Annotated in this window: 22 protein-coding genes; 18 read left to right on the top strand and 4 right to left on the bottom strand. The window is 65.0% G+C overall.

Annotated features, from left to right (window positions below):
- Nucleotides 1-18: 18 nt before the first annotated feature.
- Nucleotides 19-444 (bottom strand): ATP-binding protein, encoded by a 426-nt coding sequence (locus tag KW845_RS19575; RefSeq protein ID WP_218371005.1) that lies wholly within the window; start codon nt 442-444, stop codon nt 19-21.
- Nucleotides 445-616: 172 nt separating this feature from the next.
- Here KW845_RS19575 and KW845_RS19570 point away from each other — a divergent pair, with 172 nt between their 5' ends.
- From KW845_RS19570 to KW845_RS19560, 3 genes are all read left to right on the top strand, one after another.
- Nucleotides 617-952: an STAS domain-containing protein gene (locus KW845_RS19570; protein WP_218371004.1), complete on the top strand. Its 336-nt coding sequence runs from the start codon at nt 617-619 to the stop codon at nt 950-952.
- A 120-nt stretch (nt 953-1,072) separates the two neighbouring features.
- The gene (ada, locus tag KW845_RS19565; protein ID WP_218371003.1) at nt 1,073-2,170 is read left to right on the top strand and encodes a bifunctional DNA-binding transcriptional regulator/O6-methylguanine-DNA methyltransferase Ada; all 1,098 of its coding nucleotides are present in this window, start codon (nt 1,073-1,075) and stop codon (nt 2,168-2,170) included.
- Complete coding sequence (locus KW845_RS19560) at nt 2,167-2,493, top strand: Ada metal-binding domain-containing protein (RefSeq protein ID WP_218371002.1); 327 nt, start codon at nt 2,167-2,169, stop codon at nt 2,491-2,493. Before ada ends, KW845_RS19560 begins: the two co-directional genes overlap by 4 nt.
- On the opposite strand, the gene KW845_RS19555 is transcribed toward KW845_RS19560, so the two are convergent.
- A complete protein-coding gene (locus tag KW845_RS19555; RefSeq protein ID WP_218371001.1) occupies nt 2,467-3,015 on the bottom strand; it encodes a DUF924 family protein in 549 nt (182 codons plus the stop codon). The genes KW845_RS19560 and KW845_RS19555 overlap by 27 nt on opposite strands.
- Nucleotides 3,016-3,183: 168 nt before the next feature.
- On the opposite strand from KW845_RS19555, the gene KW845_RS19550 reads away from it, so the two are divergent.
- The 12 genes from KW845_RS19550 (at nt 3,184) to KW845_RS19495 (ending at nt 19,640) form a co-directional block, all read left to right on the top strand.
- Nucleotides 3,184-4,437: a nitrate/nitrite transporter gene (locus KW845_RS19550; RefSeq protein WP_218371000.1), complete on the top strand. Its 1,254-nt coding sequence runs from the start codon at nt 3,184-3,186 to the stop codon at nt 4,435-4,437.
- A gap of 63 nt (nt 4,438-4,500) precedes the next feature.
- On the top strand, nt 4,501-5,886 hold the full coding sequence (locus KW845_RS19545) for a NarK family nitrate/nitrite MFS transporter (protein ID WP_218370999.1): 1,386 nt from the start codon (nt 4,501-4,503) through the stop codon (nt 5,884-5,886).
- A 148-nt stretch (nt 5,887-6,034) separates the two neighbouring features.
- Nucleotides 6,035-9,775: a nitrate reductase subunit alpha gene (locus KW845_RS19540; protein WP_218370998.1), complete on the top strand. Its 3,741-nt coding sequence runs from the start codon at nt 6,035-6,037 to the stop codon at nt 9,773-9,775.
- A complete protein-coding gene (gene narH / locus KW845_RS19535) occupies nt 9,772-11,337 on the top strand; it encodes a nitrate reductase subunit beta (protein ID WP_218370997.1) in 1,566 nt (521 codons plus the stop codon). Before KW845_RS19540 ends, narH begins: the two co-directional genes overlap by 4 nt.
- Before the next feature lie 16 nt (nt 11,338-11,353).
- Nucleotides 11,354-12,001, top strand: coding sequence for a nitrate reductase molybdenum cofactor assembly chaperone (gene narJ / locus KW845_RS19530; RefSeq protein ID WP_218370996.1), 648 nt, complete (start codon nt 11,354-11,356; stop codon nt 11,999-12,001).
- A gap of 16 nt (nt 12,002-12,017) precedes the next feature.
- Nucleotides 12,018-12,701, top strand: a complete 684-nt coding sequence (gene narI / locus KW845_RS19525) for a respiratory nitrate reductase subunit gamma (protein WP_218370995.1) — start codon at nt 12,018-12,020, stop codon at nt 12,699-12,701.
- A gap of 42 nt (nt 12,702-12,743) precedes the next feature.
- Complete coding sequence (locus tag KW845_RS19520; protein WP_218370994.1) at nt 12,744-13,490, top strand: peptidylprolyl isomerase; 747 nt, start codon at nt 12,744-12,746, stop codon at nt 13,488-13,490.
- A gap of 10 nt (nt 13,491-13,500) precedes the next feature.
- On the top strand, nt 13,501-14,490 hold the full coding sequence (gene moaA, locus KW845_RS19515) for a GTP 3',8-cyclase MoaA (protein WP_218370993.1): 990 nt from the start codon (nt 13,501-13,503) through the stop codon (nt 14,488-14,490).
- Between the two features lie 2 nt (nt 14,491-14,492).
- The gene (locus KW845_RS19510; RefSeq protein WP_218370992.1) at nt 14,493-15,143 is read left to right on the top strand and encodes a carbonic anhydrase; all 651 of its coding nucleotides are present in this window, start codon (nt 14,493-14,495) and stop codon (nt 15,141-15,143) included.
- 84 nt (nt 15,144-15,227) lie between these two features.
- Nucleotides 15,228-17,162 carry a type IV pili methyl-accepting chemotaxis transducer N-terminal domain-containing protein gene (locus KW845_RS19505; RefSeq protein WP_218370991.1) on the top strand — a complete coding sequence of 645 codons (1,935 nt, stop codon included), beginning with the start codon at nt 15,228-15,230 and terminating at the stop codon, nt 17,160-17,162.
- Nucleotides 17,163-17,175: 13 nt separating this feature from the next.
- The gene (locus KW845_RS19500; protein WP_218370990.1) at nt 17,176-17,835 is read left to right on the top strand and encodes a response regulator; all 660 of its coding nucleotides are present in this window, start codon (nt 17,176-17,178) and stop codon (nt 17,833-17,835) included.
- Between the two features lie 32 nt (nt 17,836-17,867).
- The gene (locus KW845_RS19495) at nt 17,868-19,640 is read left to right on the top strand and encodes a monovalent cation:proton antiporter-2 (CPA2) family protein (protein WP_218370989.1); all 1,773 of its coding nucleotides are present in this window, start codon (nt 17,868-17,870) and stop codon (nt 19,638-19,640) included.
- A gap of 24 nt (nt 19,641-19,664) precedes the next feature.
- On the opposite strand, the gene KW845_RS19490 is transcribed toward KW845_RS19495, so the two are convergent.
- Both KW845_RS19490 and KW845_RS19485 read right to left on the bottom strand, forming a co-directional pair.
- Nucleotides 19,665-21,413, bottom strand: a complete 1,749-nt coding sequence (locus KW845_RS19490) for a bifunctional protein-serine/threonine kinase/phosphatase (RefSeq protein WP_218370988.1) — start codon at nt 21,411-21,413, stop codon at nt 19,665-19,667.
- Between the two features lie 15 nt (nt 21,414-21,428).
- Nucleotides 21,429-22,241, bottom strand: coding sequence for a formate/nitrite transporter family protein (locus KW845_RS19485; RefSeq protein WP_218370987.1), 813 nt, complete (start codon nt 22,239-22,241; stop codon nt 21,429-21,431).
- A gap of 373 nt (nt 22,242-22,614) precedes the next feature.
- On the opposite strand from KW845_RS19485, the gene KW845_RS19480 reads away from it, so the two are divergent.
- From KW845_RS19480 to KW845_RS19470, 3 genes are all read left to right on the top strand, one after another.
- A complete protein-coding gene (locus KW845_RS19480; protein WP_218370986.1) occupies nt 22,615-23,619 on the top strand; it encodes an alpha/beta fold hydrolase in 1,005 nt (334 codons plus the stop codon).
- Nucleotides 23,620-23,775: 156 nt separating this feature from the next.
- Nucleotides 23,776-24,126 carry a winged helix-turn-helix domain-containing protein gene (locus KW845_RS19475; protein ID WP_218370985.1) on the top strand — a complete coding sequence of 117 codons (351 nt, stop codon included), beginning with the start codon at nt 23,776-23,778 and terminating at the stop codon, nt 24,124-24,126.
- Between the two features lies 1 nt (nt 24,127).
- A complete protein-coding gene (locus KW845_RS19470) occupies nt 24,128-24,394 on the top strand; it encodes a hypothetical protein (protein ID WP_218370984.1) in 267 nt (88 codons plus the stop codon).
- Nucleotides 24,395-24,419 lie beyond the last annotated feature (25 nt).

Here is a 24,419-nt window from a genome sequence, read left to right as displayed (position 1 = left end):
GCCGGCCCTGTGGCAGGGTCAGCCCTGCACGATCAGGGTCAAGCGATTCCAGTCGCCATCGCGCGCATAACGCAGGTCATCCAGATAATGGTGCATCAGCCGCAGGCCGTGGCCGCCGATCTCTGCCTGGTCCAGGTCGGCAGCCAGGGGGGGCGGTGCGGCCGAAGTGGGATCGTAGGGCCGGCCGTTGTCGGCCAATTCGAGTTGCACCCGATTGCCTTCGCGGTGGCAGGAAAGCCTAACGGCGGGAGCGTGTGCGGCAGAAGGCGCAGCGAACGCGTACGACACGATGTTGGTCAGGGCTTCGTCCAGACTCAGCGTCAGCCCGAAATTCATCTTGGCGGGCCAACCGTCGCGTTCGGCGATGCGTTCCAGCCACTGCGTGGCAAGCGACACTGCCTGGTCGTCGGGCACGAGCTGCAGCGTATCGGGCTGGGATGGCATGGGCGGCGCCTTGGCATCTAGGGTCGTGGGCAGATACAAGTATGCACGAATGCGCCGTCGCCGGGCGAGCGTCTGTGTGTATTCCCGTAGTGCCCCGGGGGCGCTGCTCGCGTATCATCGGCCGGTATGCGCGCCGCCGGCCGGCCATCCCGAATCTTTACCGGAAACCACCATGAATCTCACCATCGACAAGCTCGGAGACGTGCTGCTTGTCTCGCCCGAAGGGCAGATCAACAGCGCCAATGCGGCCGGCATCGAGGCCGACCTGCTTACCCATGTCGACAAAGGCGAACGCAAGGTTGTCCTGGACTTGGCCCGCCTGGACTACATTTCCAGCGCCGGTTTGCGCGTGGTGCTGGTGGTGGCCAAGCGCCTGAAGCAGGCCGGCGGTGCGCTGGCGCTGTGCAGTATGCAGCCACAGGTGCGCGAGGTCTTCGATATCAGCGGCTTCCTGGCCATTTTGACGGTAACCGACACCCCTCAGCAAGCTGCCGAAAAACTGGCCTGACGCCTGGCAGGCCATCACGGCCATAAGCACTTACCGCCCGAATTCGACCGCAAGAGACGGGATTCTTGCGGTCGAATTCCGCATTACACTGGGATCTCGCTGGTTTTTGCGGAGACGGCCATGATCCTCGCCGATGCCGATACCCTGTCGTCCGACGCCATTGAATACCTGACCGACGATGCCCGCTGGCTGGCAGTACGCCAACGCGACACCGGCGCCGATGGCCATTTCGTCTATGCCGTGCGCACCACCGGGGTGTACTGCCGCCCCAGCAGTTCGGCCCGTCTGCCGCGCCGCGAGAATGTCGAGTTCTTCGATACCGCACACGCGGCCGAGGTGGCCGGCTACCGGCCCAGCCGGCGGGCGGCCGCCGACCGCAGCGACGCCGCGGCCAGGCGCGCCACGCTGGTCGAACTGGCCTGTCGCCAGATCGAGCAGGCCGAGACGCCGCCATCGCTGGACACATTGGCCCGCCAGGCGGGTGTCAGCCCCTTTCATTTCCATCGCCTGTTCAAGGCCGAAACCGGACTGACGCCCAAGGCCTATGCCAACGCCCATCGGGCGCAGCGATTGCGCGCCGAACTCAGTGAGTCCGAAACCGTCACGCAGGCTATCTACGAAGCCGGGTTCAATTCCAACAGCCGCTTCTATGAAGCCTCGGACAGCCTGCTGGGCATGCGGCCGCGCGACTATAAGGCAGGCGGGCACAATGCCGATATCCAGTTTGCGGTGGGCGAATGCGCATTGGGTGCCATTCTGGTGGCGCGCAGCCAGCGGGGGCTTTGCGCCATTTCGCTGGGAGACGATCCCGATACCTTGGTACGCAGCCTGCAAGACCGTTTTCCCAATGCCCGGCTCAATGGCGAAGACCCCGACTTTGAACAACTGGTCGCCCAGGTGGTGGGGTTCGTCGAGGCGCCGGCGCTGGGGCTGAACCTGCCGCTGGACGTACGCGGCACGGCTTTCCAGCAACGTGTATGGCAGGCGCTGCGCGATATTCCCCCGGGAACAACCACCAGCTATGCCGATATTGCCCACCGCATCGGCGCGCCCAAGGCCGTGCGGGCAGTGGCCCAGGCGTGCGGCGCCAATCTCCTGGCCGTGGCCATTCCTTGCCACCGCATTGTCAGGCGCGATGGCGACATCTCGGGATACCGGTGGGGGGTGGATCGCAAGCGCGAGCTGCTGCGGCGCGAAGCGAAAGAGGTTGTGGCGTGAACACGTCGCAGCCCGGCGGCCAGGGCAACGCGGCACAGTGGACGCTCATCGGCGCGGACGGCCGGCCCCACGCCAGCCCCCGGCCAGGCACCTTGGGCGGCCACCGAGGCACTCGGATATATGGCCGGCTGGATTGCCGTGCGGCGCGCCAGGCGCTGGCACGCGGCGGTTACGTGAAATACCGCGTGTTCTTCGCCGATGAAGCCACCGCGGTGGCGGCGGGCTATCGTCCCTGCGCTGTCTGCATGCCTGGGGCCTACGCCGCCTGGAAGGCGCGCCAGCCGGTGGCCGGCCGGTCAGCCGGCAAACCCGCCCTCGGCTAGAAACGCCTGTTCTTCTGGCGTGGTCTCGCGTCCCAGCAAGGGATTGCGATGCGGAAAGCGCCCAAACCGCTCGACGATGCGAAGGTGGTCTTCTGCGTGGGGCAACCATGGCGAACCCAACGGCTTGTTCAGGGCGACCGCCCGGCGCTGGTCGTCCAGGCTTTCGGAATGCGACAGCGGCAGGTAGCAGAAGACGCGCATGCCGGCTTCGATGTCGGCATCTTTCCCGGCCTGGATCAGCCGCCGCGCGTAATAGCGTGCCAGCGGATCGGTGGCATACATGTGGCCGGTGCCGCGAAAGGCATTGCGCGGGAATTGGTCCAGCAATAGCAGCAAGGCCAGGCCGTCGTACGCGCTGTCTTCCCAGGCGTCGAGTTCGCGTCGCGCGGCTGCCATGTGCAAGTCCAGGAAGCGCGCGCTGAACGCGCGGTCGAAGGCTTCGTCCTTGCGGAACCAGCGTTCCGGGCCGGCCTCGCGCCAGAAGTCGATCACGGTGCTTGCGTCGTTGGGGTTCCTGTTCACGTGCTCATCCTGCCATAACGGGGTCGATAGGGATTGCGAGCCAGCATACCCGGCCGGTGCGAGAAGGACTAGTCACATTGCCGTGGACCGGCAGGTCTGTCGGCGAATGTTCAGGGAAGGGGGGCGTGCGTATCTTGATTGACATGTCCAATGACATGCGAGGCCATCATGGCACACCCACCGACAACGGGCGCCGCGACCCGAGTCCTGATCTCAAGTACGTTCGCTTTCACGATCTGTTTCGCGGTATGGATGATATTTGCCGTACTCGGCATACCCATCAAGACCCAACTAGGCTTGTCCGAAACCGAATTCGGCCTGTTGGCGGCCATGCCCGTGCTGAGCGGATCGCTGATTCGCGTGCCGCTGGGCATCTGGACCGACCGCTACGGCGGCCGCATTGTCTTCTTCTTGCTGATGCTGGCCTCGGTGCCCGCCATCTGGCTGCTGGCCTATGCCACCGAATACTGGCACTTCCTGGTGCTGGGCCTGTTCATCGGCCTGGCGGGCGGATCGTTCTCGGTAGGTACGCCCTATGTGGCGCGCTGGTTCCCGCGCAACCGCCAGGGCCTGGCCATGGGGATATTCGGCGCCGGCAATTCCGGTTCGGCCGTGACCAAGTTCGTCGCCCCGGCGCTTATCGCCGCTGCCGGCGGCGCATGGATCATCGTACCGAAGGTCTATGCCGTGGCGATGCTGGTCACCGCCATCCTGTTCTGGATGTTCTCGGCTACCAACCCGGCGCACAGCGTGCGCGGGGGCGCCAGCCTGTCGGCGCAAATTGCAATGCTGCGCGATCCGCGCGTGTGGCGCTACTGCCAGTACTACTCAGTGGTGTTCGGCGGCTACGTGGCGCTGGCGCTGTGGATGACCAAATACTACGTCGGCGAATACGGTTTCGACATGAAGATTGCCGCCCTGCTGGCCGCGTGCTTCTCGCTGCCGGGCGGCGTGCTGCGCGCCGTGGGCGGCTGGATCTCCGACAAGTACGGGGCCTATCGCACCACCTGGTGGGTGATGTGGGTCTGCTGGGTGGCGTTCTTCATTCTCAGCTATCCGCAAACGCACTTCATCATCGAGACCGACGCGGGTCCGCGTGAACTGTTCCTGTCCATCGGGCCCACGCTGTTCACCGTCCTGATGTTCGTGGTGGGTATCGCCATGGCCATCGGCAAGGCTTCGGTCTTCAAGTTCATCTCGGATGAGTTCGGCGACAACATCGGCGCCGTGTCGGGCATCGTCGGGCTGGCCGGCGGCCTGGGCGGGTTCGTGCTGCCCATCCTGTTCGGCGTGCTGCTCGACCTGACGGGCGTGCGTTCCAGCGCCTTCATGTTGATGTACGGCACGGTGTGCGTCTCGCTGGTCTGGATGCACTACAGCTTCCGTCCCGCATCGCGCCCCACGGCGCTGCAGGCTGCCTGATATCCCTCTTCCACCCTCTTGCCGGACGCCATCGCGTCCGGCACCCCCGACCGCGAGAACACCATGTCCAGCTATGTACTGACCCGTTGGGAACCCGAGAACCAGAACTTCTGGCGCAACACCGGCGCCCGCATCGCCAACCGCAATCTTTGGATATCCATTCCCGCGCTCAGCCTGGCGTTCTGCATCTGGATGCTCTGGAGCGTGGTTGTCGTCAACCTGGACAAGGCAGGCTTCGAATTGTCCAAGAACCAGATGTTCTGGCTGACGGCCCTGCCCGCGCTGTCCGGCGCCACCTTGCGCATTTTCTACTCGTTCCTGGTGCCCGTGTTCGGCGGGCGCCGCTGGACAGCCATTTCCACCGCCACGCTGCTGATCCCGGCGCTCGGCATGGGCTTTGCCTTGCAAGACCCGACCACCTCGTACCCCACCCTGCTGGCCCTGGCGCTGTTGTGCGGCTTTGGCGGCGGCAACTTCAGTTCCAGCATGGCCAACATCAGTTTCTTTTTCCCGAAAGAAAAGAAAGGCTTCGCCACCGGCATGAACGCCGGCATCGGCAACCTGGGTGTGTCGGTGGTGCAGTTCGTCGTGCCGGTCATCATCACCATGGGCGTACTGGGTACGCTGGGCGGCGATCCGCAGCGCTTCATGGTAGACGGCGTCGAACACCAGATCTGGCTGCAGAACGCCGGCTTCATCTGGGTGCCGATCATCCTGGCCTCGTCGATCGCGGCCTGGTTCGGCATGAATGACATCGCCGACGCCAGGGCATCGTTCGCCGACCAGGCCGTGATCTTCAAGCGCAAGCACAACTGGCTGATGTGCTGGCTGTATGTCGGCACGTTCGGCTCGTTCATCGGGTTCTCGGCGGGCTTTGCCATGCTGACCAAGGCGCTGTTCCCCGAAATCAATCCGGTTACCTATGCGTTCCTGGGGCCGCTGGTCGGGTCGTTGACGCGGCCGATCGGTGGCTGGGTGTCCGACAAGATCGGCGGGGCGCGCGTCACGCTGCTGGTGTTCGCCGCCATGATCCTGGCGGTGCTGGGCGTGCTGGCTTTTGCCCCGACTGCCGGCAGCGGCGGCAACTTCCAGGGGTTCCTGGCGATGTTCATCGTGCTGTTCGCGCTGACCGGCGTGGGCAACGGTTCGACCTTTCGCATGATTCCGGTGATCTTCCTGCAGGAACGCATGCGGCAAGCACGCGGGCGCGGCGCGCGGGCCGAAAAGCAGGCCCTGATCGATGGCGGCAAGGAATCGGCCGCGGTGCTGGGCTTCTCGGGCGCCATCGGGGCCTACGGCGGCTTCTTCATTCCTCGCAGCTTCGGCAGCTCGATCGAGATGACCGGCAGCGTGGGCGCGGCGTTGTATTGCTTCATTGCCTTCTATGTCAGTTGCCTGTGCATCACTTGGTGGTACTACGCGCGCCGCAATGCGCCGATGCCTTGCTGATGCTGCCCGGTGACTAGTCATTTCGGTCAAGTGAACTAGTGCGCCTGGCGTGCCGACCTTGTACCAGCGATGAATGGTCGGCCGCGCCTTGCCTCAATACAGTAGTAGCTAGAACGCGCCGGTGTTGCCGGCGCACACGGAGAAAAGAATGAGTCATTTCCTGGACCGGCTGAAATTCATGTCGCGGGTGAAATCCACCTACTCCGGCGGCCACGGCGAAGTCGTCAATGAAGACCGTAGCTGGGAAAACGCCTATCGTAGCCGCTGGCAGCACGACAAGGTCGTGCGGTCCACGCACGGCGTCAACTGCACCGGCTCGTGTTCGTGGAAGGTGTACGTCAAGAACGGCCTGATCACCTGGGAAACCCAGCAAACCGATTACCCCCGTACCCGCCCCGACCTGCCCAACCATGAGCCCCGTGGCTGCCCGCGCGGCGCCTCGTATAGCTGGTACGTCTATTCGGCGCAGCGCGTGAAGTATCCAATGATTCGCGGCCGCCTGGTGGAAATGTGGCGCGAGGCGCGCAAGACCATGAACCCCATCGCCGCCTGGGAATCCATCAGCCAGGATCCGGTCAAGGCCAAGCGCTACAAGTCGGTGCGCGGCCTGGGCGGCTTCGTACGGGCCGACTGGGACACCGCCACCGAGATCATCGCGGCCGCCAATGCCTACACCATCAAGCAGTTCGGCCCCGACCGCCTGATCGGCTTTTCGCCCATTCCCGCCATGTCGATGGTCAGCTACGCCGCCGGGGCGCGCTACCTGAGCCTGCTGGGGGGCGCCTGCCTGAGCTTCTACGATTGGTACTGCGACCTGCCGCCTGCCAGCCCGCAGGTGTGGGGCGAACAAACCGACGTGCCCGAGTCGGCCGATTGGTACAACTCTACCTACCTGATGGTATGGGGCTCGAATGTGCCCCAGACGCGTACCCCCGATGCGCACTTCTATACCGAGGTTCGCTACAAAGGCACCAAGACGGTGGCCGTTTCCAGCGACTTCGGCGAAATGGTCAAGTTCGGCGATATCTGGCTGGCGCCCAAGCAGGGCACCGACGCGGCGCTGGCGCTGGCCATGGGCCACGTCATACTGAAAGAATTCCATCACAGCAACGCTTCCGACTACTTCCACGACTACGCCCGCCGCTACACCGACATGCCCATGCTGGTGCAGTTGAAAGAGCGCGATGGCTGCCTGGTGCCCGACCACTTCCTGCGCGCCTCGCAACTGGTCGATGCGCTGGGCCAGCACAACAACCCCGACTGGAAGACACTGGTCATCGATTCCCAGACCGGCGAACTGGTGGCGCCCAATGGCAGTATCGGTTTTCGCTGGGGCGAGGCGGGCGTCGATGGCGGTGCCAGGCTCGGGCGCTGGAACCTCGAATCGCACGACGGCGGCAGCGGCCGCAAGATCGACCCCGCCCTTACCTTGCTGGACAACCACGACGCCGTGATGGGCGTGGGCTTTCCGTACTTCGGCGGCGAACACGGCAGCGTGCTGGTGCGCAACGTGCCCGTGCGCCGCATCACGCTGGCCGATGGAACCCCGGCCTGCGTGGCCACTGTTTACGACCTGCAGATGGCCAGCTACGGCGTCGACCGCGGCCTGGGCGGCGAGAACGTGGCCGCCTCGTACGACGACGATGTTCCCTACACGCCGGCCTGGCAGGAAAAGCACACCACCGTGCCGCGCCACCTGGTTATCCAGGTGGCGCGCGAGTTCGCGCAAAACGCCCACGACACCCAGGGCAAGTCCATGGTGATCGTCGGCGCCGCGCTGAACCACTGGTATCACATGGACATGACTTACCGGGGCATCATCAACCTGTTGATGATGTGCGGCTGCGTGGGCAAGAGCGGCGGCGGCTGGGCGCATTACGTGGGCCAGGAAAAGCTGCGTCCGCAGTTCGGCTGGGCGCCGCTGGCCTTCGCGTCCGACTGGTCGCGCCCGCCGCGGCACATGAACGGTACCTCGTTCTTCTACGCGCACACCAGCCAGTGGCGCCACGAGAAATTGCCGATCAGCGACATCCTGGGCCCTACCGCCGATGCGGCACGCTACAACCAGGTCAGCATGATCGACCTGAACGCCAAGTCCGAACGCATGGGGTGGCTGCCGTCGGCGCCGCAGCTCGAGACCAATCCACTGGACGTGGTGGCGCAGGCCGAGGCCGCCGGCCAAGACCCGGTGGCCTACGCTGCCCAGCGCCTGCAAGGCGGCCACCTGAACCTGAGCTGCGACGATCCCGACAACCCGGCCAACTTCCCGCGCAACATGTTCGTGTGGCGCTCGAACATCCTGGGTTCCAGCGGCAAGGGCCACGAGTACTTCTTGAAATACCTGCTGGGTACGCAGAACGCCGTGTTCGGCGACGAGGCCGATGCCATCAAGCCATCGCAGGTGCGTTATCGCGCAGAGGCGGCGGAGGGCAAGCTCGACCTGCTGACCGTACTCGATTTCCGCATGAGCACCACCTGCCTGTACGGCGACATCGTGCTGCCCACTGCCACCTGGTACGAGAAAGACGACCTCAACACGTCCGATATGCACCCCTTCATCCATCCGTTGTCCGAGGCGGTGCAGCCCTTGTGGGAAAGCAAGACCGACTGGGAAATCTACAAGCTGCTGGCGCGCAAGTTCAGCGATATCGGCGGCCCCTACCTGGGCAAGCGCAAAGATCTGGTATTGACGCCGTTGCTGCACGACACGCCGGGCGAACTGGGCCAGGCCTTCGAACCCAAGGACTGGAAGCTGGGCGAATGCGACCTGGTGCCGGGCAAGACCGCGCCGTCCATGACGGTGGTCGAACGCGACTACAACGACATCTACCGCAAGTTCACGTCGGTGGGGCCGTTGCTTGACAAGCTGGGCAACGGCGGCAAGGGCATCAACTGGAATACCGAGCACGAAGTGCACGAACTGGGCGAGCTGAATCGTCGCGTCGACGACGCCGGTGTCAGTTCCGGCCGGCCGCGCCTGGATACGGCCATCGATGCCGCCGAAATGATTCTGACCTTCGCCCCGGAAACCAATGGGCATGTATCGGTCAAGGCCTGGGAAGCGTTGGGCAAGATCACCGGCCGCGACCACACTCACCTGGCAAGAGGCCGCGAGCACGACAAGATTCGCTTCCGCGATATTCAGGTGCAACCGCGCAAGATCATCTCGGCGCCGACCTGGTCGGGCCTGGAAAGCGAAGAGGTCAGCTACAACGCCGGCTATACCAATGTGCATGAACTGATCCCGTGGCGCACCCTGACCGGCCGCCAGCAGTTCTACCAAGACCATCGCTGGATGCTGGATTTCGGCGAAGGGCTGTGCGCCTACAAGCCACCTATCGATACGCGCACCGTGGCACCGATGCTGGGCAAGTATCCCAATGGCGAACACGAGCTGGTGCTGAACTGGATCACGCCGCACCAGAAGTGGGGCATTCACAGCACCTATTCCGACAACCTGCGCATGCTGACGCTCAGCCGCGGCGGCCCGCACGTCTGGGTATCCGAAACCGAGGCCAGGCAGGCCGGCCTGGTCGACAACGATTGGGTCGAGGTCTTCAACGTCAACGGCACCCTGACGGCGCGGGTGGTGGTCAGCCAGCGCGTGCCCGTGGGCATGTGCCTGATGTACCACGCCCAGGAAAAGATCATCAACGTGCCTGGCGCCGAAACCAGCGGCATGCGCGGCGGCATCCACAACTCGGTGACGCGCACCGTGCTCAAGCCCACCCACATGATCGGTGGCTATGCGCAGCAGGCCTACGGCTTCAACTACTACGGCACCGTCGGCAGCAACCGCGATGAATACGTGGTGGTGCGCAAGATGAAGAAAGTCGATTGGATGGAAGGCCCGCTGGGGCAACAGCTCGAGGAAGGAAGCGCAACATGAAAATCCGTGCCCAAGTCGGTATGGTCCTGAACCTGGACAAGTGCATCGGCTGCCATACCTGCTCCATTACCTGCAAGAACGTCTGGACCAGCCGCGACGGTGTCGAGTACGCCTGGTTCAACAACGTGGAAACCAAGCCTGGCATCGGCTACCCCAAAGAATGGGAAAACCAGTCGCGCTGGAATGGTGGCTGGACGCGCACGCCCGCGGGCAAGCTCGAGCCGCGCCAGGGCGGCAAGCTGAAGATCCTGGCCAATCTTTTCGCCAACCCCAACCTGCCCGCCATCGACGACTACTACGAACCGTTCACCTACGACTACGAACACCTGCAGAATGCCCCGCTGAGCCAGACACCGCCCACGGCTCGCCCCGTGTCCGTGCTGACGGGCCGGAAAATGGACAAGATCCATTGGGGCCCCAACTGGGAAGACGACCTGGGCGGCGAATTCAGTTCGCGCAGCCGCGATGCGCTGTTCGAGGGCGTGCAGAAAGAGATGTACTCGACCTTCGAGAACACTTTCATGATGTACCTGCCGCGCCTGTGCGAACACTGCCTGAACCCCGCGTGCGTGGCCAGTTGCCCTTCCGGCTCGATCTACAAGCGCGAAGACGACGGCATCGTGCTGGTCGACCAGGACAAGTGCCGCGGCTGGCGCATGTGCATCTCGGGTTGCCCGTACAAGAAGGTGTACTACAACTGGCAAAGCGGCAAGGCTGAGAAGTGCACCTTCTGTTATCCGCGCATCGAGGCCGGCCAGCCGACCGTATGTTCCGAAACCTGCGTGGGCCGCATCCGCTACCTGGGGGTGCTGCTGTACGATGCCGACCGCATCGAGGCCGCCGCCGCCAGCACTGACGAGAAAGACCTGTACCAGGCGCAGCTCGACATGTTCCTGGATCCGAATTCGCCCGAGGTGATCGCCCAGGCGCGCCGCCAGGGTATAGCCGAATCCTGGCTGCAGGCCGCGCGCCAATCGCCCGTATACAAGATGGCCTGCGAATGGAAGGTAGCCTTTCCGCTGCATCCCGAATACCGCACGCTGCCCATGGTCTGGTACATACCGCCGCTGTCGCCCATCCAGTCGGCGGCCGAAGCCGGCCACATGCATCACAAGACGGTCGGCAAGGCCGGCGTGATTCCCGATGTGTCCACGTTGCGCATTCCCATGCGCTACCTGGCCAACTTGCTGACCGCGGGCGATGAGGCCCCTGTGCAGCGGGCCCTGGAACGCCTGCTGGCCATGCGTGCCTACATGCGTGCCGAATCGGTGCATGGCGAGCGCGACGAGGACATCCTGGCCGATGTCGGGCTGGACCGTGCCACCGTGCACGACATGTACCGCATCATGGCCATTGCCAACTACGAAGACCGTTTCGTGGTGCCGTCCAGCCACAAGGAAATGGTCGAGGACAGTTTCAACGACAAGGGCAGTTGCGGCTTCACGTTCGGCAACGGCTGCTCGGGCGGCGTATCCGACGGCGCGTTGTTCGGCAAGAAGCCGCGCGGCAGCGAGATTTTCATCGAGATGCCCAAGTCGCGCAAGAAAACCGCCCTGACCTGAGCACGGAGCCAACACCATGAGCCCATACCGCATACTTTCCGCGCTGCTGGCCTATCCCGAGCAAGCGCTCATCGATGCCCTGCTCGAGATCGACGATGCGCTCGATGCCTATCCCGAGGCCCAGGACCAGCTATCGTCCCTGACCGACTACCTGAAGACCCACGGCCTGATCGAGCTGCAGGAAAACTACGTCGCCACGTTCGACCGCAACCCATCGCATTCGCTGCATCTGTTCGAGCACGTGCATGGCGAAAGCCGCGATCGCGGCCAGGCCATGGTCGACTTGCTGCAAGAGTACCGCCGCCACGGGTTCGAACCGGACGTGGCCGAGTTGCCCGACCATGTGCCGCTGTTCCTGGAACTGCTGGGGCTGATCGACCCCGAACAGGCCGGGCCGCTGCTGGACGAAGCCATTCATGTGCTGGCAGCCATCGGCGCACGTTTGGGGCGGGCCGGCAGCCCCTACTCGACGATCTTCGCCGTGCTGCGCGGCATGACCAAGGTGGTGCCGCGTGAACAGACCGAGCCGCCGGTGCGCGACATGGACGAGGCCATGGAAACCTACGGCGTAGGTGCCGATGGCGTCGAGCCCCTGTTGCCGCATGCCGCCGCGGGCACGCACGTGGTGCATTTCCACCCCCGCCCGCGCGGCGCCCAACAATAAGACCGGGATACCATCCATGAATACCGTGCATCAGTTCGTATTCGGCATCTACCCTTACATCGCGCTCAGCATCTTCCTGCTGGGCAGCCTGGCGCGCTTCGAACGCGAGCAATACACCTGGAAAAGCGATAGCTCGCAATTGCTGCACCGGGGCCAGCTGCGGCTGGGCAATATCTTGTTCCACGTGGGCATCCTGGGGCTGTTCTTCGGGCACCTGGTGGGCCTGCTGACCCCGGTGGTGGTGTGGGACACGCTGGGCGTGTCGCACAGCGTCAAGCAGGGCGTGGCCATGGTGGCCGGCGGCGTCATGGGCGGGTTGTGCCTGGCGGGCCTGCTGATCCTGCTGCATCGCCGCCTGACCGATCCACGCATCGCGCGCACCACCCGCCCGGGCGACAAGATCCTGCTGCTGTGGCTGCTGGTGACCTTGCTGCTGGGCCTGTCCACCATCGCGGTGTCGGCTGGCCACATGGATGGCCACATGATGGTGCTGTTCATGACCTGGGCCCAGCACATCGTTACGTTCCAGGGCGATGCGGCCGGCTATATCGCCGATGCGCCGGCGCTGTTCAAGGCGCACCTGTTCATGGGCCTGACGCTGTTCGCCATCTTCCCCTTTACCCGGCTGGTGCATGTCTGGAGCGGATTCGCCTCGGTGGGGTACCTGGGTCGTGCCTGGCAACTGGTGCGGCCGCGCTGAAGCAAGGCGCCGCCGGTTCGTCCGGCGGCAACGGGAGCAAACATGCCTGTCATCGTCAATGGCGTCGAACTCAGCGACGCCGACCTGGAACAAGAGCTGCCTTATCACGGCGACGCGGCCAATCCGCAGCGCCGCGCCATTACCGCACTGGTGCTGCGCCGGGTAATGCTGGACGAAGCCCGGCGCCTGAGGGTGTCCGGCGCCAGCGACGCAGCCATCATCGATGCCCTGCTCGATACGCACGCGACTTCGCCCGAGCCCGACGATGCCGCGTGCCGCCGCCATTACGACACCCACCCCGAACGCTTCACCGTGGGCGAACTGGTCGAGGTGGACCACATCCTGTTCCAGGTGACGCCCCAGGTCGACCTGCAGCGCCTGCGCGAACGCGCCGAAGCCGTGCTGCAGGAAGTGCAGGCCCAACCCACCCGTTTCGCGGAACTGGCGCGCGCGCTGTCGAACTGCCCGTCGGCCGCGGTGGGCGGCAGCCTTGGACGGCTTGGCCGCGGCGACACCGTGCCCGAATTCGAGCGGGCCGTGTTCGGCCCGCCCGCCGGCGCCGTGCTGCCGCGCCTGGTGGAAACCCGCCACGGGCTGCACATCGTGCGGGTGGCCCGGCATGTGGCGGGCCGCTTGCTGCCATACTCGCAAGTGGCGCCCCGCATCGCCCAGGCGCTGGCGGCGGCCAGCCGCGACACGGCCTGGCGGCAGTACGCGCGCATGCTGGTCGGGCGTGCGCGCATCGAGGGCATTGAACTGGAAGGCGCCGATGGCCTTCTGGTGCAGTAAGGGGATGGCGATGCCCGGCTCTGCTTCCCTGGTGGATCGCCACGGGCGGCGCATCGATTACCTGCGCGTGTCGGTGACCGACCGTTGCGACTTGCGCTGTACCTATTGCCTGCCCGCCGATTTCAAGAATTTCGATGCCCCCGCGCATTGGCTCGACCATGCCGAGATGGCACGCCTGGCTGGCCTGTTCGTGGGCCTGGGCGTGCGCAAGCTGCGCCTGACCGGCGGCGAACCCCTGACGCGCGGCGGCCTGCCTGTCCTGGTGCGGGCGCTGGCCGCGCTGCCCGGCCTGCAAGACCTGTCGCTGTCTACCAACGGCACACGGCTCGAGCGCCATGCCGCTGAATTGCGCGCCGCGGGCGTGGGCCGCCTGAATGTCAGCCTGGATACGCTGGACGCCCTGGCGTACGCCCGCATCACGGGTCGCGATTGCCTGGGCGACGTGCTGCGCGGCCTGCACGCCGCGCACGCCGCTGGCTTTGCACCCATCAAGCTCAACGCCGTGGTGCAGGCGGACACGCCCGAGAAAGAGCTGGACCTGCTGCTGGACTATGCCCGCCGGCACGGGTTCATCCTGCGGTTGATCGAGCCCATGCCGGTGGGCCGCACCGGCCGGGGCACCACCGGCATCGACCTGACCGAGCTGGGCCGGCGGCTGGCGGCCCGCCACGGCCTGGTGCCGTCGGTAGCGGGGTCGGGCGCCGGCCCTGCACGCTACTGGAGCAGCGCCGGCCAGCGCCTCACGCTGGGAGTCATCACTCCGATGTCGCAGCATTTCTGCGCCACCTGCAACCGCGTCCGGCTGGGCGCCGACGGCACGCTGTACCTGTGCCTGGGCTGGCAAGACAGCGTGCCGCTGGGCGCCATGCTGCGCCAGGGCGCCAGCGATGCCCGCCTGGCGCAGGCCATCGTGGCCGCCATCGCGGCCAAGCCCGAGCGCCATGATTTCAATACGCACCCGGAGCGCATCGTGCGCTTCATGTCGCAGACCGGAGGCTAGCCGTGCCCAACACCGATACCCAGGACCTGCAACGCCTCATCACCGGATTCCAGCGCTTTCAACAACATTATTTCGACGACTCGCCCGCGCTGTTTCGCGACCTGTGCCGCGGCCAGAACCCCGGCACGCTGCTGATCGGCTGCTGCGATTCGCGGGTCGACCCGGCCTTGTTGCTGGGGTGCGATCCTGGCGATATCTTCACCGTGCGCAACGTGGCCAATCTGGTGCCGCTGTCCGAGGGGCACGGCGGACAGCAGGGGGTGCTGGCGGCCATCCAGTTTGCCGTAGAGCAACTGCAGGTTGGCCGCATCATCGTGCTGGGCCACAGCCAATGCGGCGGCATCCGCGCGCTGATGGAACAGCGCCTGGACAGCGAGGGCGAAGACGACTATATCGGGCGCTGGGTCAATATCGCGGCGCCCGCCCGCGACCAGGTGATCCGGCAGTTGCCGCATGCCGGCCTGGCCGAACAGCGGCGTGCCTGCGAACAGGCGTCGATCCTGATCTCGCTGGGCAACCTGGAATGCCTGGATTGCGTCAGGCAGCAAATGGAACGCGGCGCCATCAGCCTGCACGGCTGGTATTTCGACCTGGATGCCGGCGCCCTGCTGGCCTATTCGCCGCGCGCCGACGCCTTCCTGCCGCTGGTCTGATCCGCTGGCCGGCCAGGCCTGATTCCCTGTTTGGCAACCATGAAAAAAGCTACACTGCCGGTGTCCACTCGCTGGCGCCGTGACATGACTTTTTCTGAATTTCCCGTGGGCCCCGACGGCCTGCCCACCCTGCGCGACAGCCTGCCTACCCGCATCATCGCCAGCTCGCTGGTGGCCTTGGCAGTAGTGCTCAGCATGGTGGCCTGGACGCTATGGCTGTCGTGGGGGCTTGAAGGCGCGGGCGCCGCGATCAACGATACGGGCAGCCTGCGCATGGTGGCCAACCGCGTGGCGGTCGAACTGATGCGCCCAGGCACCGATCGCACCACCTCAGTCGATGAATTCGTACACACCCAGGACGAAACCCTGGCGTTGCTCGAACGCGGCAACCCTGCGCGGCCGCTGTTCCTGCCCGCCGACCCCGATATCGGCGCCCAGTTGAGCGTGGTGACGCGGTTCTGGAACCAGACCATGAAGCCGGCCGTGGCGCATGCCCAGCAAAGCGGGGACATGGCCGGCTACCTGGATGCCCTGCCGGGCTTCGTGGCCCAGGCCGACAAGCTGGTGCGCATGATCGAGCTCGACAATGCCGACAAGACGGTCCTGCTGCGCCTGTCGCAGGGTGTGCTGGCGGGTATCGGCAGCGTGGGCACCGTGGCCATGATCTACCTGTTGTACCTGTGGATCATCTCGCCGGTGCTGCGCCTGCGCGATGGCCTGCAGCGCATGACGGCCGGCGAATTCAGCACCCGCCTGCCCGTCGAGACCCGCGACGAATTCGGGGTGCTGGCGCGCGGTTTCAACCTGATGGCCGACAAGCTCGAGAGCCTGTACCTTGGGCTGGAAAACCGCGTGCGCCGCAAGACCGCCGAACTCGAGGCGCAAAATCGCGATATCTGCGCGCTGTACGACATGGCGGCGTTCCTGAACCAGCCCAACAGCATCGAGGCCGTCTGTCGAGGCTTCCTGCAACGGGTGATGAGCCAGTTCGATGCCGAAGGCGGCACGATCCGTGCCCTGGATCCGTCGGACGAGAAACTCAACATGATGGTGTCCGAAGGCCTGTCGCCTGAACTGGCCGAGGCCGAACGCTGCATGCGCGCCGATCACTGCTATTGCGGCGTGGCCACCCAGGAAGGCACGCAAATCGTGCGCGACCTGCGCAAGATCGCACCCATCGAGGCCTTCCATTGCGCCAACGACGGCTTTCGCAGCCTGGCGGTGTTTCGTATCGTGGCCCGCGACGAGGTGCTGGGGTCGTTCTCGTTGCACTTCAAGATCCAGCGCCAGGTGTCGCCCGCCGAAACCCAGTTGCTGGAGACGCTGGGCCAGCACCTGGGAGTCGCGCTTGAGAACCGCCGCCTGGACGCCAAGGCGCGGCAACTGGCGGTGGTGCGCGAACGCAGCCTGATGGCCCAGGGCCTGCACGACAGCATTGCGCAGGGACTGAACTTCCTGAAACTGCAGCTGCAACTGCTGGACGACGCCGTGGCGCGCGGCGACCAGGACGACCTGCGCCAGATCGTGCCCTTGCTGCGCACCGGCGTCGAAGAAAGCTATCAGGACGTGCGCGAACTGCTGGTGAACTTCCGCACCAAGCTCGACCAGGGCGAACTGCCCGATGTCATCGAAGACGCCGTGCTGCGGTTTCGCCGCCAGACCGGCATCGAGGTCGACCTGGACATGCAGTACGGCACTGATCGGCCCTTGGCACCCGAACAGCAACTACAGGTGCTGTTCATCTTGCAGGAAGCCTTGTCGAACGTGCGCAAGCATGCCCAGGCCAGCCACGTGCGGGTGTCGCTGAAAAACAACCAGGATTTCGAGATGGAGATCGCCGACGACGGCGTCGGCTACGATCCCGAGGAAGTGGGACAGCGGGAAGAAAGCCATATTGGCCTGCATATCATGCGCGAGCGGGCCGCCCGGCTCAACGCTGTGATAAAACTGACGTCCCGGCCTGGCGCCGGCGCCACGGTGCGGCTGGTCTTGCCGCGCGCCGAACGCCGGGCGGCCTGATTTTCGCTACCCCATGGCTATCCGTATCCTGCTAATCGATGACCACAGCCTGTTTCGTTCGGGCGTGCGGCTGCTGCTGCAGCGCCAACCCGATTTCGAAGTCGTGGCCGAGGCGGCAGACGGCGTGGAAGGGATCAAGCGCGCCAAGGAATTCCAGCCCGACGTCATCTTGCTGGACCTGAACATGCCAGGGCTGTCGGGCCTGGAAACCCTGCAATTGCTGGTGCAGGACGTACCCGGCAGCGCGGTGGTCATCCTGACGGTCTCGGAAGAGACCGACGAACTGAGCCAGGCGCTGCGCGATGGTGCGCGCGGCTACCTGGTCAAGAACATCGATGCCGAGGCGCTGACGGCGGCGATCCGCCGGGCCGCCGCGGGCGAGCCGGTCATTGCCGACAACATGACGGCCAAGCTGGTCGACCGGTTTCGCGAGCAGGCCACGCTGGGCACCGGTGCCACGAGCGGCGAGCGCGCGCGCCTGACCGTGCGCGAGCGCGAGATCGTGCAATGCCTGGCGCATGGCGCCAGCAACAAAGTCATTGCGCGCCAATTGGACATTGCCGAAAGCACCGTTAAGATCCACGTCCAGAACATTCTGAAGAAGCTGAACTTGACCAGCCGCGTACAAGTGGCGGTATACGCCGTCGAACACGGGTTGGCCACCGACGATTGACGCCGGCCGCGGGCCGGACCACAGGGGAAATCATGGCGGTAGAAGGCGACGCAGGCGAACTAGCCAAGGTCGTGGTGTTGTTGGGCGCCGCGGTGGTAGCGGTACCACTGTTCCGGCGGCTGGGCCTGGGGTCGGTGCTGGGGTATTTGGCCGCGGGCCTGGTCATCGGGCCGTTCGGCCTGGGCCTGTTCCGCGACCCGCAGACCATCTTGCATACCGCCGAACTGGGCGTGGTGATGTTCCTGTTCATCATCGGCCTGGAAATGCGTCCGTCGCACCTATGGGCGCTGCGCGGCGAGATTTTCGGGCTGGGCAGCCTGCAAGTGCTGGTTTGCGGCCTGCTGCTGACCGGCGTGGGGGTGGCCTTCGGATTCCCGCTGGCGGTGTCGTTCATCTGCGCCATGGGGTTCGTGTTGACCTCTACCGCGACCGTCATGCAGTTGCTGGGCGAACGGGGCGATATTGCCGCGCCACGCGGGCAGAAGATCGTTTCCATCCTGCTGCTCGAAGACTTGCTGATCGTGCCGCTATTGGCGCTGGTGGCGTTCATTGCGCCGCCGGGCGCGCAGCACGCCGCGGCGCCCAGCGCGGCGTCGCGCTGGCTGGATGTGGGCATCGGCGTGGGCGCGCTGGCGGCGCTGGTGGTGGCGGGGATCTGGCTGCTGAACCCGTTGTTTCGCCTGCTGGCGCGCGCCAAGGCGCGCGAGGTGATGACCGCTGCGGCATTGCTGGTGGTGCTGGGGTCGGCCCTGCTGATGCAATGGGGCGGCCTGTCGATGGCCATGGGCGCCTTCCTGGCCGGCGTGCTGCTGTCGGAGTCGACCTTTCGCCATCAACTGGAAGCGGATATCGAACCCTTCCGCGGCTTGCTGCTGGGGCTGTTCTTCCTTGGCGTGGGCATGTCGCTGGATCTGCCGGTGGTGGCGCGCAATGCTTTCCTGATCGTGGCGGGCGTGCTGGTGATGATGGTGGTGAAAGCGCTGTGCATCTATGGCACCGCGCGGCTGGCCAAGAGTTCGCGGGCCGAGGCGCTGGACCGCGCCGTGCTGATGGCACAGGGCGGCGAATTCGCCTTCGTGCTGTTTTCTGCCGCATTGGTCAATGGCGTCATCGACCCCGTCATCAACGCCAATATGACAGCCATCGTGGTGTTGTCGATGGCGCTGACTCCGCTGGCCGTGCTGGCCCACAAGCGCTGGGCGCCGCGCGCAGGCGTGTCCACCGAAGGGCTCGAGGCGCCCAGCAACCAGGTTGGCCGCGCGCTGGTGATCGGTTTCGGCCGCGTGGGGCAGATTGCCAGCCAGCACATGCTGGCCATGGGGGCAGAGATCACCATCATCGATAACGACCCCGAAATGATCCGCAGCGCCGCCGACTTCGGCTTCAAGGTCTATTACGGCGACGGCACGCGCACCGATGTATTGCATGCCGCCGGCGCCAAGCATGCCCAGGCCATCCTGGTGTGCGCCGATGGCAAAACCACGGTGACGCAGATGGTCGAGCGCATCAAGGCCATATGTCCGCATTCCCAGGTGCTGGCACGGTCGTTCGACCGCGAGCATGCGCTGGAACTGCACAAGATCGATGTCGATTTCCAGATACGCGAGACCTTTGAATCGGCCATGGTGCTGGGCCGCCAGGCCACCATGGCGCTGGGCGCCACGCCCGAGGCATCGGGCGAGATCGCCGAAGATATCCGCCGCCGCGATGCGGAGCGTTTCCAGCTGGAAGTGACGGGCGGCCTGTTCGCCGGGCGCGCCCTGCTGCTGAACAACCAGTCGGCCGAGCACGAGCAAGACCGCTAGGCTGGTTTGCAGCGCGCGGCGGTTTCAGCGCAGCGCCAGTGCCAGCACGAGAGCCAGCGCCAGCAGCAGGCACAGGCCTTTCCAGAAGGCCAATGGGTTGCGTTCGAGCAGTGGCGGGCGCGTGCCGGCGTTGAGCGCCATATGAGGATGGCGCAGCGCGTAGGTGAATTCCGATAATTCCTGGTACCGCGCTTGCGGGTCGGGATGCACCGCCTGGCTGAGCACGCCGTCCACCCAGGCCGGGATGGCGCGTTGATCGTCCAGGGCCGATTCATAGCGCAGGTTGCGCTGGGCCGCGCGCGTGCGGGCCTGGGCGACCTGGGTGCCGTAGGGCAGCCGGCCGGTCAGCATCTGATAGGCAATCACGCCCAGCGAATAAATATCGGACACGGTGCTGCCCGGCTCGCCCAGGAAATACTCGGGCGCCGCATATTGCGCCGTGCCCAACATCTGCGGTACGTCGGCCGCCGACGCGATTTCGGCAATGCCCGCCACCCGCGTGGAACCGAAGTCGATGATGCGTGCGATGCAGGCGGCATCGATCAGGATGTTGTCGGGGCGCAGGTCCTGGTGCACCATCGCTTGCCGGTGAAACGCCTGCAGGCCGCGGGCAACCTGCTCGATGATGCCCACCACCTGTTCCAGCGGCGGCGTGTGATGCCCGGCCATCCAGCGCGTCAGGGTGGTGCCTTCAAGGTACTCGCTGACCGTGTACAGGCTGCGACGCGGGCGTGTCGAGGGCCAGGCCTTCACTACATGGTGGCTGTCGATGCGGCGCGCAATCCATTCTTCCATCAACAGGCGTTCCAGGTAGACGGGGTCATGGCGCAGGTCCAGCGACGGGATCTTGATGGCCACCGGCGTGCCGGTGTCGATGTCGATGGCGTGGTAGACGTGGCTGCGGCTGCTGGCATGCAGTTCCCGGTCGATGCGGAACCCTTCGAATTCCATGCCGGCCTGCAGCAGCGGCGGGCATGGCAAGGCGCCAGCCTGGCGGGCGACTTCGCCGGCATCGGGGGCCGGCAGGCCATCGACGCGCACGATCTGGACGGTCAGGTTGTCGGTGCTGCCGCAGGCGTAGGCCAGGTCGGCCAGCGATCCGGCAGCGCCGTCCAGGTCTTGGGCATGCATGCGCACCGCCTGGATCATCGCGGCGGCATCCACATGTTCGTACACGCCGTCGGTGGCCAGCACGAACACGTCGCCGGATTCGATGCGCCGCGTGTGGTAGTCCACTTCCAGGTGCGGCGACAGGCCCAGCGCGCGGCCCAGGTAGCTTTTGTCGCGCGATACCCAGATGCGGTGGTCGTCGGTCAGTTGCTCCAGTGTGTTGCCGCGCATCCGGAAGATGCGCGCATCGCCGATATGCAGCACATGCGCGGTGGTCGATTTCAGTACCAGCACGCTCATCGCGCAGACGTAGCCGCGGTCCTGGTCATGGCGATGCGGGCCTTGGCGGGTTTGCGCATGCAGCCAGGCATTGGCGGCCGACAGCACGCGCTGTGCCGATTTCTTCACCGGCCAGGATTCCGGAGTGCAGTAGTAGTCTTCCAGGAAGCTGGCTACGGCGGTCTCGCTGGCGATATGGCTGACATCGCTGCTGCTGATGCCATCGGCCAGCGCCACGGCGATGCCCTTGGTGCCCAGCAGCGGGCCGTCGGGAATGCACAGGCCGTGGAAGTCCTGATTGGATGGCTTGCGGCCCCGGTCCGAATATTGGCCCACCGCCACGCGCAACTGCTCGGCGGCGGGACGGGGCGCGGGGCGATCCATGCGCGCGGCCTGTTATCAGTTGAAGCGGCGCTTGGGCGCGGTCTTCATGTGCGTGGTGTACAGCGTCAGGCCGGTCAGCGAGATGCCGCCCACCAGGTTGCCCAGCACCACCGGGATCTCGTTCCAGATGAGGTAATCCATGATGGAGAAATTGCCGCCCAGGATGAGCGCCGACGGGAACAGGAACATGTTGACCACCGAGTGTTCGAAGCCCATGTAGAAGAACAGCATGATGGGCATCCACATGGCGATGACCTTGCCGCTGACGGTGGTGGAAATCATCGCGCCCACCACGCCCAGTGACACCATCCAGTTGCACAGCACGCCCCGGATGAAGATCGTCAGCATGCCGGCCGCGCCGTATTCCTTGTAGCCCAGCGTGCGGTTTTCGCCGATATGGGCGATGACGTCGCCCACTTTGCCGGCCGGGATCGAGAACCCGTAGGTAAACACAATGGCCATCAGCACCGCCACCGTCAGCGCGCCCAGGAAGTTGCCCACGAACACCACGCCCCAGTGCTTCAGGATGGCGCGCGGCGTGACGCCCGGCCGCTTCTCGAACCAGGCCAGCGGCGTCAGCATGAACACGCCGGTCAGCAGGTCGAAGCCCATCAGGTACAGAATGCAGAAACCCACCGGGAACAGGGCCGCGCCCAGGATGGGCGAGCCGGTCTGCACATTGACCGTGACGGCAAACACGGCGGCAATGGCCAGGATCGCGCCGGCCATGTAGGCACGGATCAGCGAGTCGCGCGTGGCCATGTAGATTTTCGATTCGCCCGCATCCACCATCTTGGTGACGAATTCCGAAGGGACCAGGTAAGACATGATGTGTTCCTGTAGGGATGAAGCAAGACGGGAATCCCTGTGCGCAAAACAAAAAGGCGCCCATGACCTTGGGGTAGGTCAAAGGCGCCGTTGCCTGGGACTTGAACGAGTTGTGGTGCCGAACGTGGGTTCGTCAGAGGGAATCAAGCAACATGTGTGCCAGGGCGGCGGCCTTGACGGCGCAGGCGCGCTACGCCCGGGACGCCGGCGTCACGCGCCGCACGTTCATCAAAGTGGTGCAGGCGAAGCCGGCGCGGTGCACGGCGATGCACCGGAATGGCGCAATGACCCGGGCGCGTCGGTGGCTGACAGGATGCTGAACCTTTGGGCGACGAAGAGGTCGCATGGGTTCGTTCATTCAGTGAGGGCTCGCATGTACAAACCCATCATCGCCGTTGGGGCGCTATCTTTCGCCGCCAGTGTCCACGCCCAGCCCGCCGTGCCCGACTACGGGACCCGGCTCGAACGCTTCGACTATCCGTACCAGGTCGGCGAGTTCAACCTGGCTTCGCAGGGGCAGCAGCTATCCATGGCCTACATGGACATCTGGCCGGAACGCTCCAATGGCCGCACCGCCGTGCTGCTGCATGGCAAGAATTTCTGCGGCGCCACCTGGGAAGGCACCATCCGCGCCTTGACGCGCGCCGGTTATCGGGTGGTGGCGCCCGACCAGATCGGCTTCTGCAAATCGAGCAAGCCCGCCGCCTATCAATACAGCTTTCACCAGTTGGCCGCCAACACGCACGCCCTGCTGCAAACACTGGGCATCGAGCGCGCGGTGGTCATGGGCCATTCCATGGGCGGCATGCTGGCCACGCGCTATGCCTTGATGTACCCGGGCCAGGTCGACGCCCTGGTGATGGTGAACCCCATCGGTCTGGAAGACTGGAAGGCCAAGGGCGTGCCGTATCGCACCGTGGACGAATGGTATGCGCGCGAACTGAAGACGAGCTATACGGGTATCAAGAAGTACCAGCAGAATACCTATTACGCCGGCACCTGGAAACCGGAATACGACCGCTGGGTCGCGATGGCGGCGGGCATGGTCCAGGGAGAGGGGCGCGAGCAGGTGGCCTGGAGCCAGGCCCTGACCTATGACATGCTGTATACCCAACCCGTGGTGCATGAGTTCGGCCAGATCCGCGTGCCGACCCTGCTGCTGATCGGCGAACAAGACAACACCGCACCGGGCAAGGATGCCGCTACGCCCCAGGTGGCGGCCACGCTGGGCAACTATGCGGCGCTGGGGCCCGCCACCGCCCAGGCCATTCCCGGCGCCCGGCTGGTGGCCTTTCCGGAACTGGGGCATTCGCCGCAGATCCAGGAGCCGCAGCGCTTCCATGAGCGTCTGGTGCAAGAACTGGACCAGATGCTGTAGCGCGCATCCGGCCAGCCGCCACGGTCCGGCAGATGCTGCCGTGGCGGCACGCCTGGAACGCCCGCCGCACGCGATTGCATACCCTGCTGGCGCGTGGGTTGACAGAAAATAGATTCATATGAAATAATTTTCTGACAGGTACATCGGAGACAGGCCGTGGCAAGAAGCGTCGCGCTAAATGGGGATCAACTGCTGCGGGCCGTCAGCGCCCTGGGCAGCCATCAGCGCATGCGCATCGTTGCCGAACTGCATCGCGGGGGGCGCGCCTATGTCAGCGATCTGGCTCGCACGCTGGGCATCAGCCGTCCCTTGCTGCACCTGCACTTGCGGCGCCTGCTCGAAGCGGGCCTGGTAACCAGCCGCATGGAGGTATCCCCCGATGGCAAGGCGCTGAATTACTTCGAGAACGCGCCCTTCGCGTTGACGCTGACGCCGGCGTCGATCGCGCAGGCCGCCTTGTCGCTAAGTGATGAAGCGCCACCCGTCAAACCAACAAGGAGCAACTGAGATGGCAGAAGCAGACTGGGGCATGGTCATGGGAATCGTGGTGCTTGTCTTGGGCACGATCCTGGCGGTCACGTTGATTACGCAGGTGTTCGGCACCTGGCGGGCGCGCGCCGCGCTGGCGCGCGAAGAGGCCTATCGCCAATTGGCGCAGCAAGTGGCCGAGCAGCAGGCGGCCCTGGCAAAAGGCATGCATGACACCACCGAGACGGTCAAGGACATGCAGCGGCGTGTGACGTCGATCGAAAAGCTGTTGAGCGAAGTCGGGTAGGCCGGCCAGGCCGGACCTGGAACGC

Source organism: Bordetella sp. BOR01 (assembly GCF_019218885.1).
GTDB lineage: Bacteria > Pseudomonadota > Gammaproteobacteria > Burkholderiales > Burkholderiaceae_B > Bordetella_A.
This window is presented reverse-complemented; position numbering and strand designations above follow the sequence as displayed.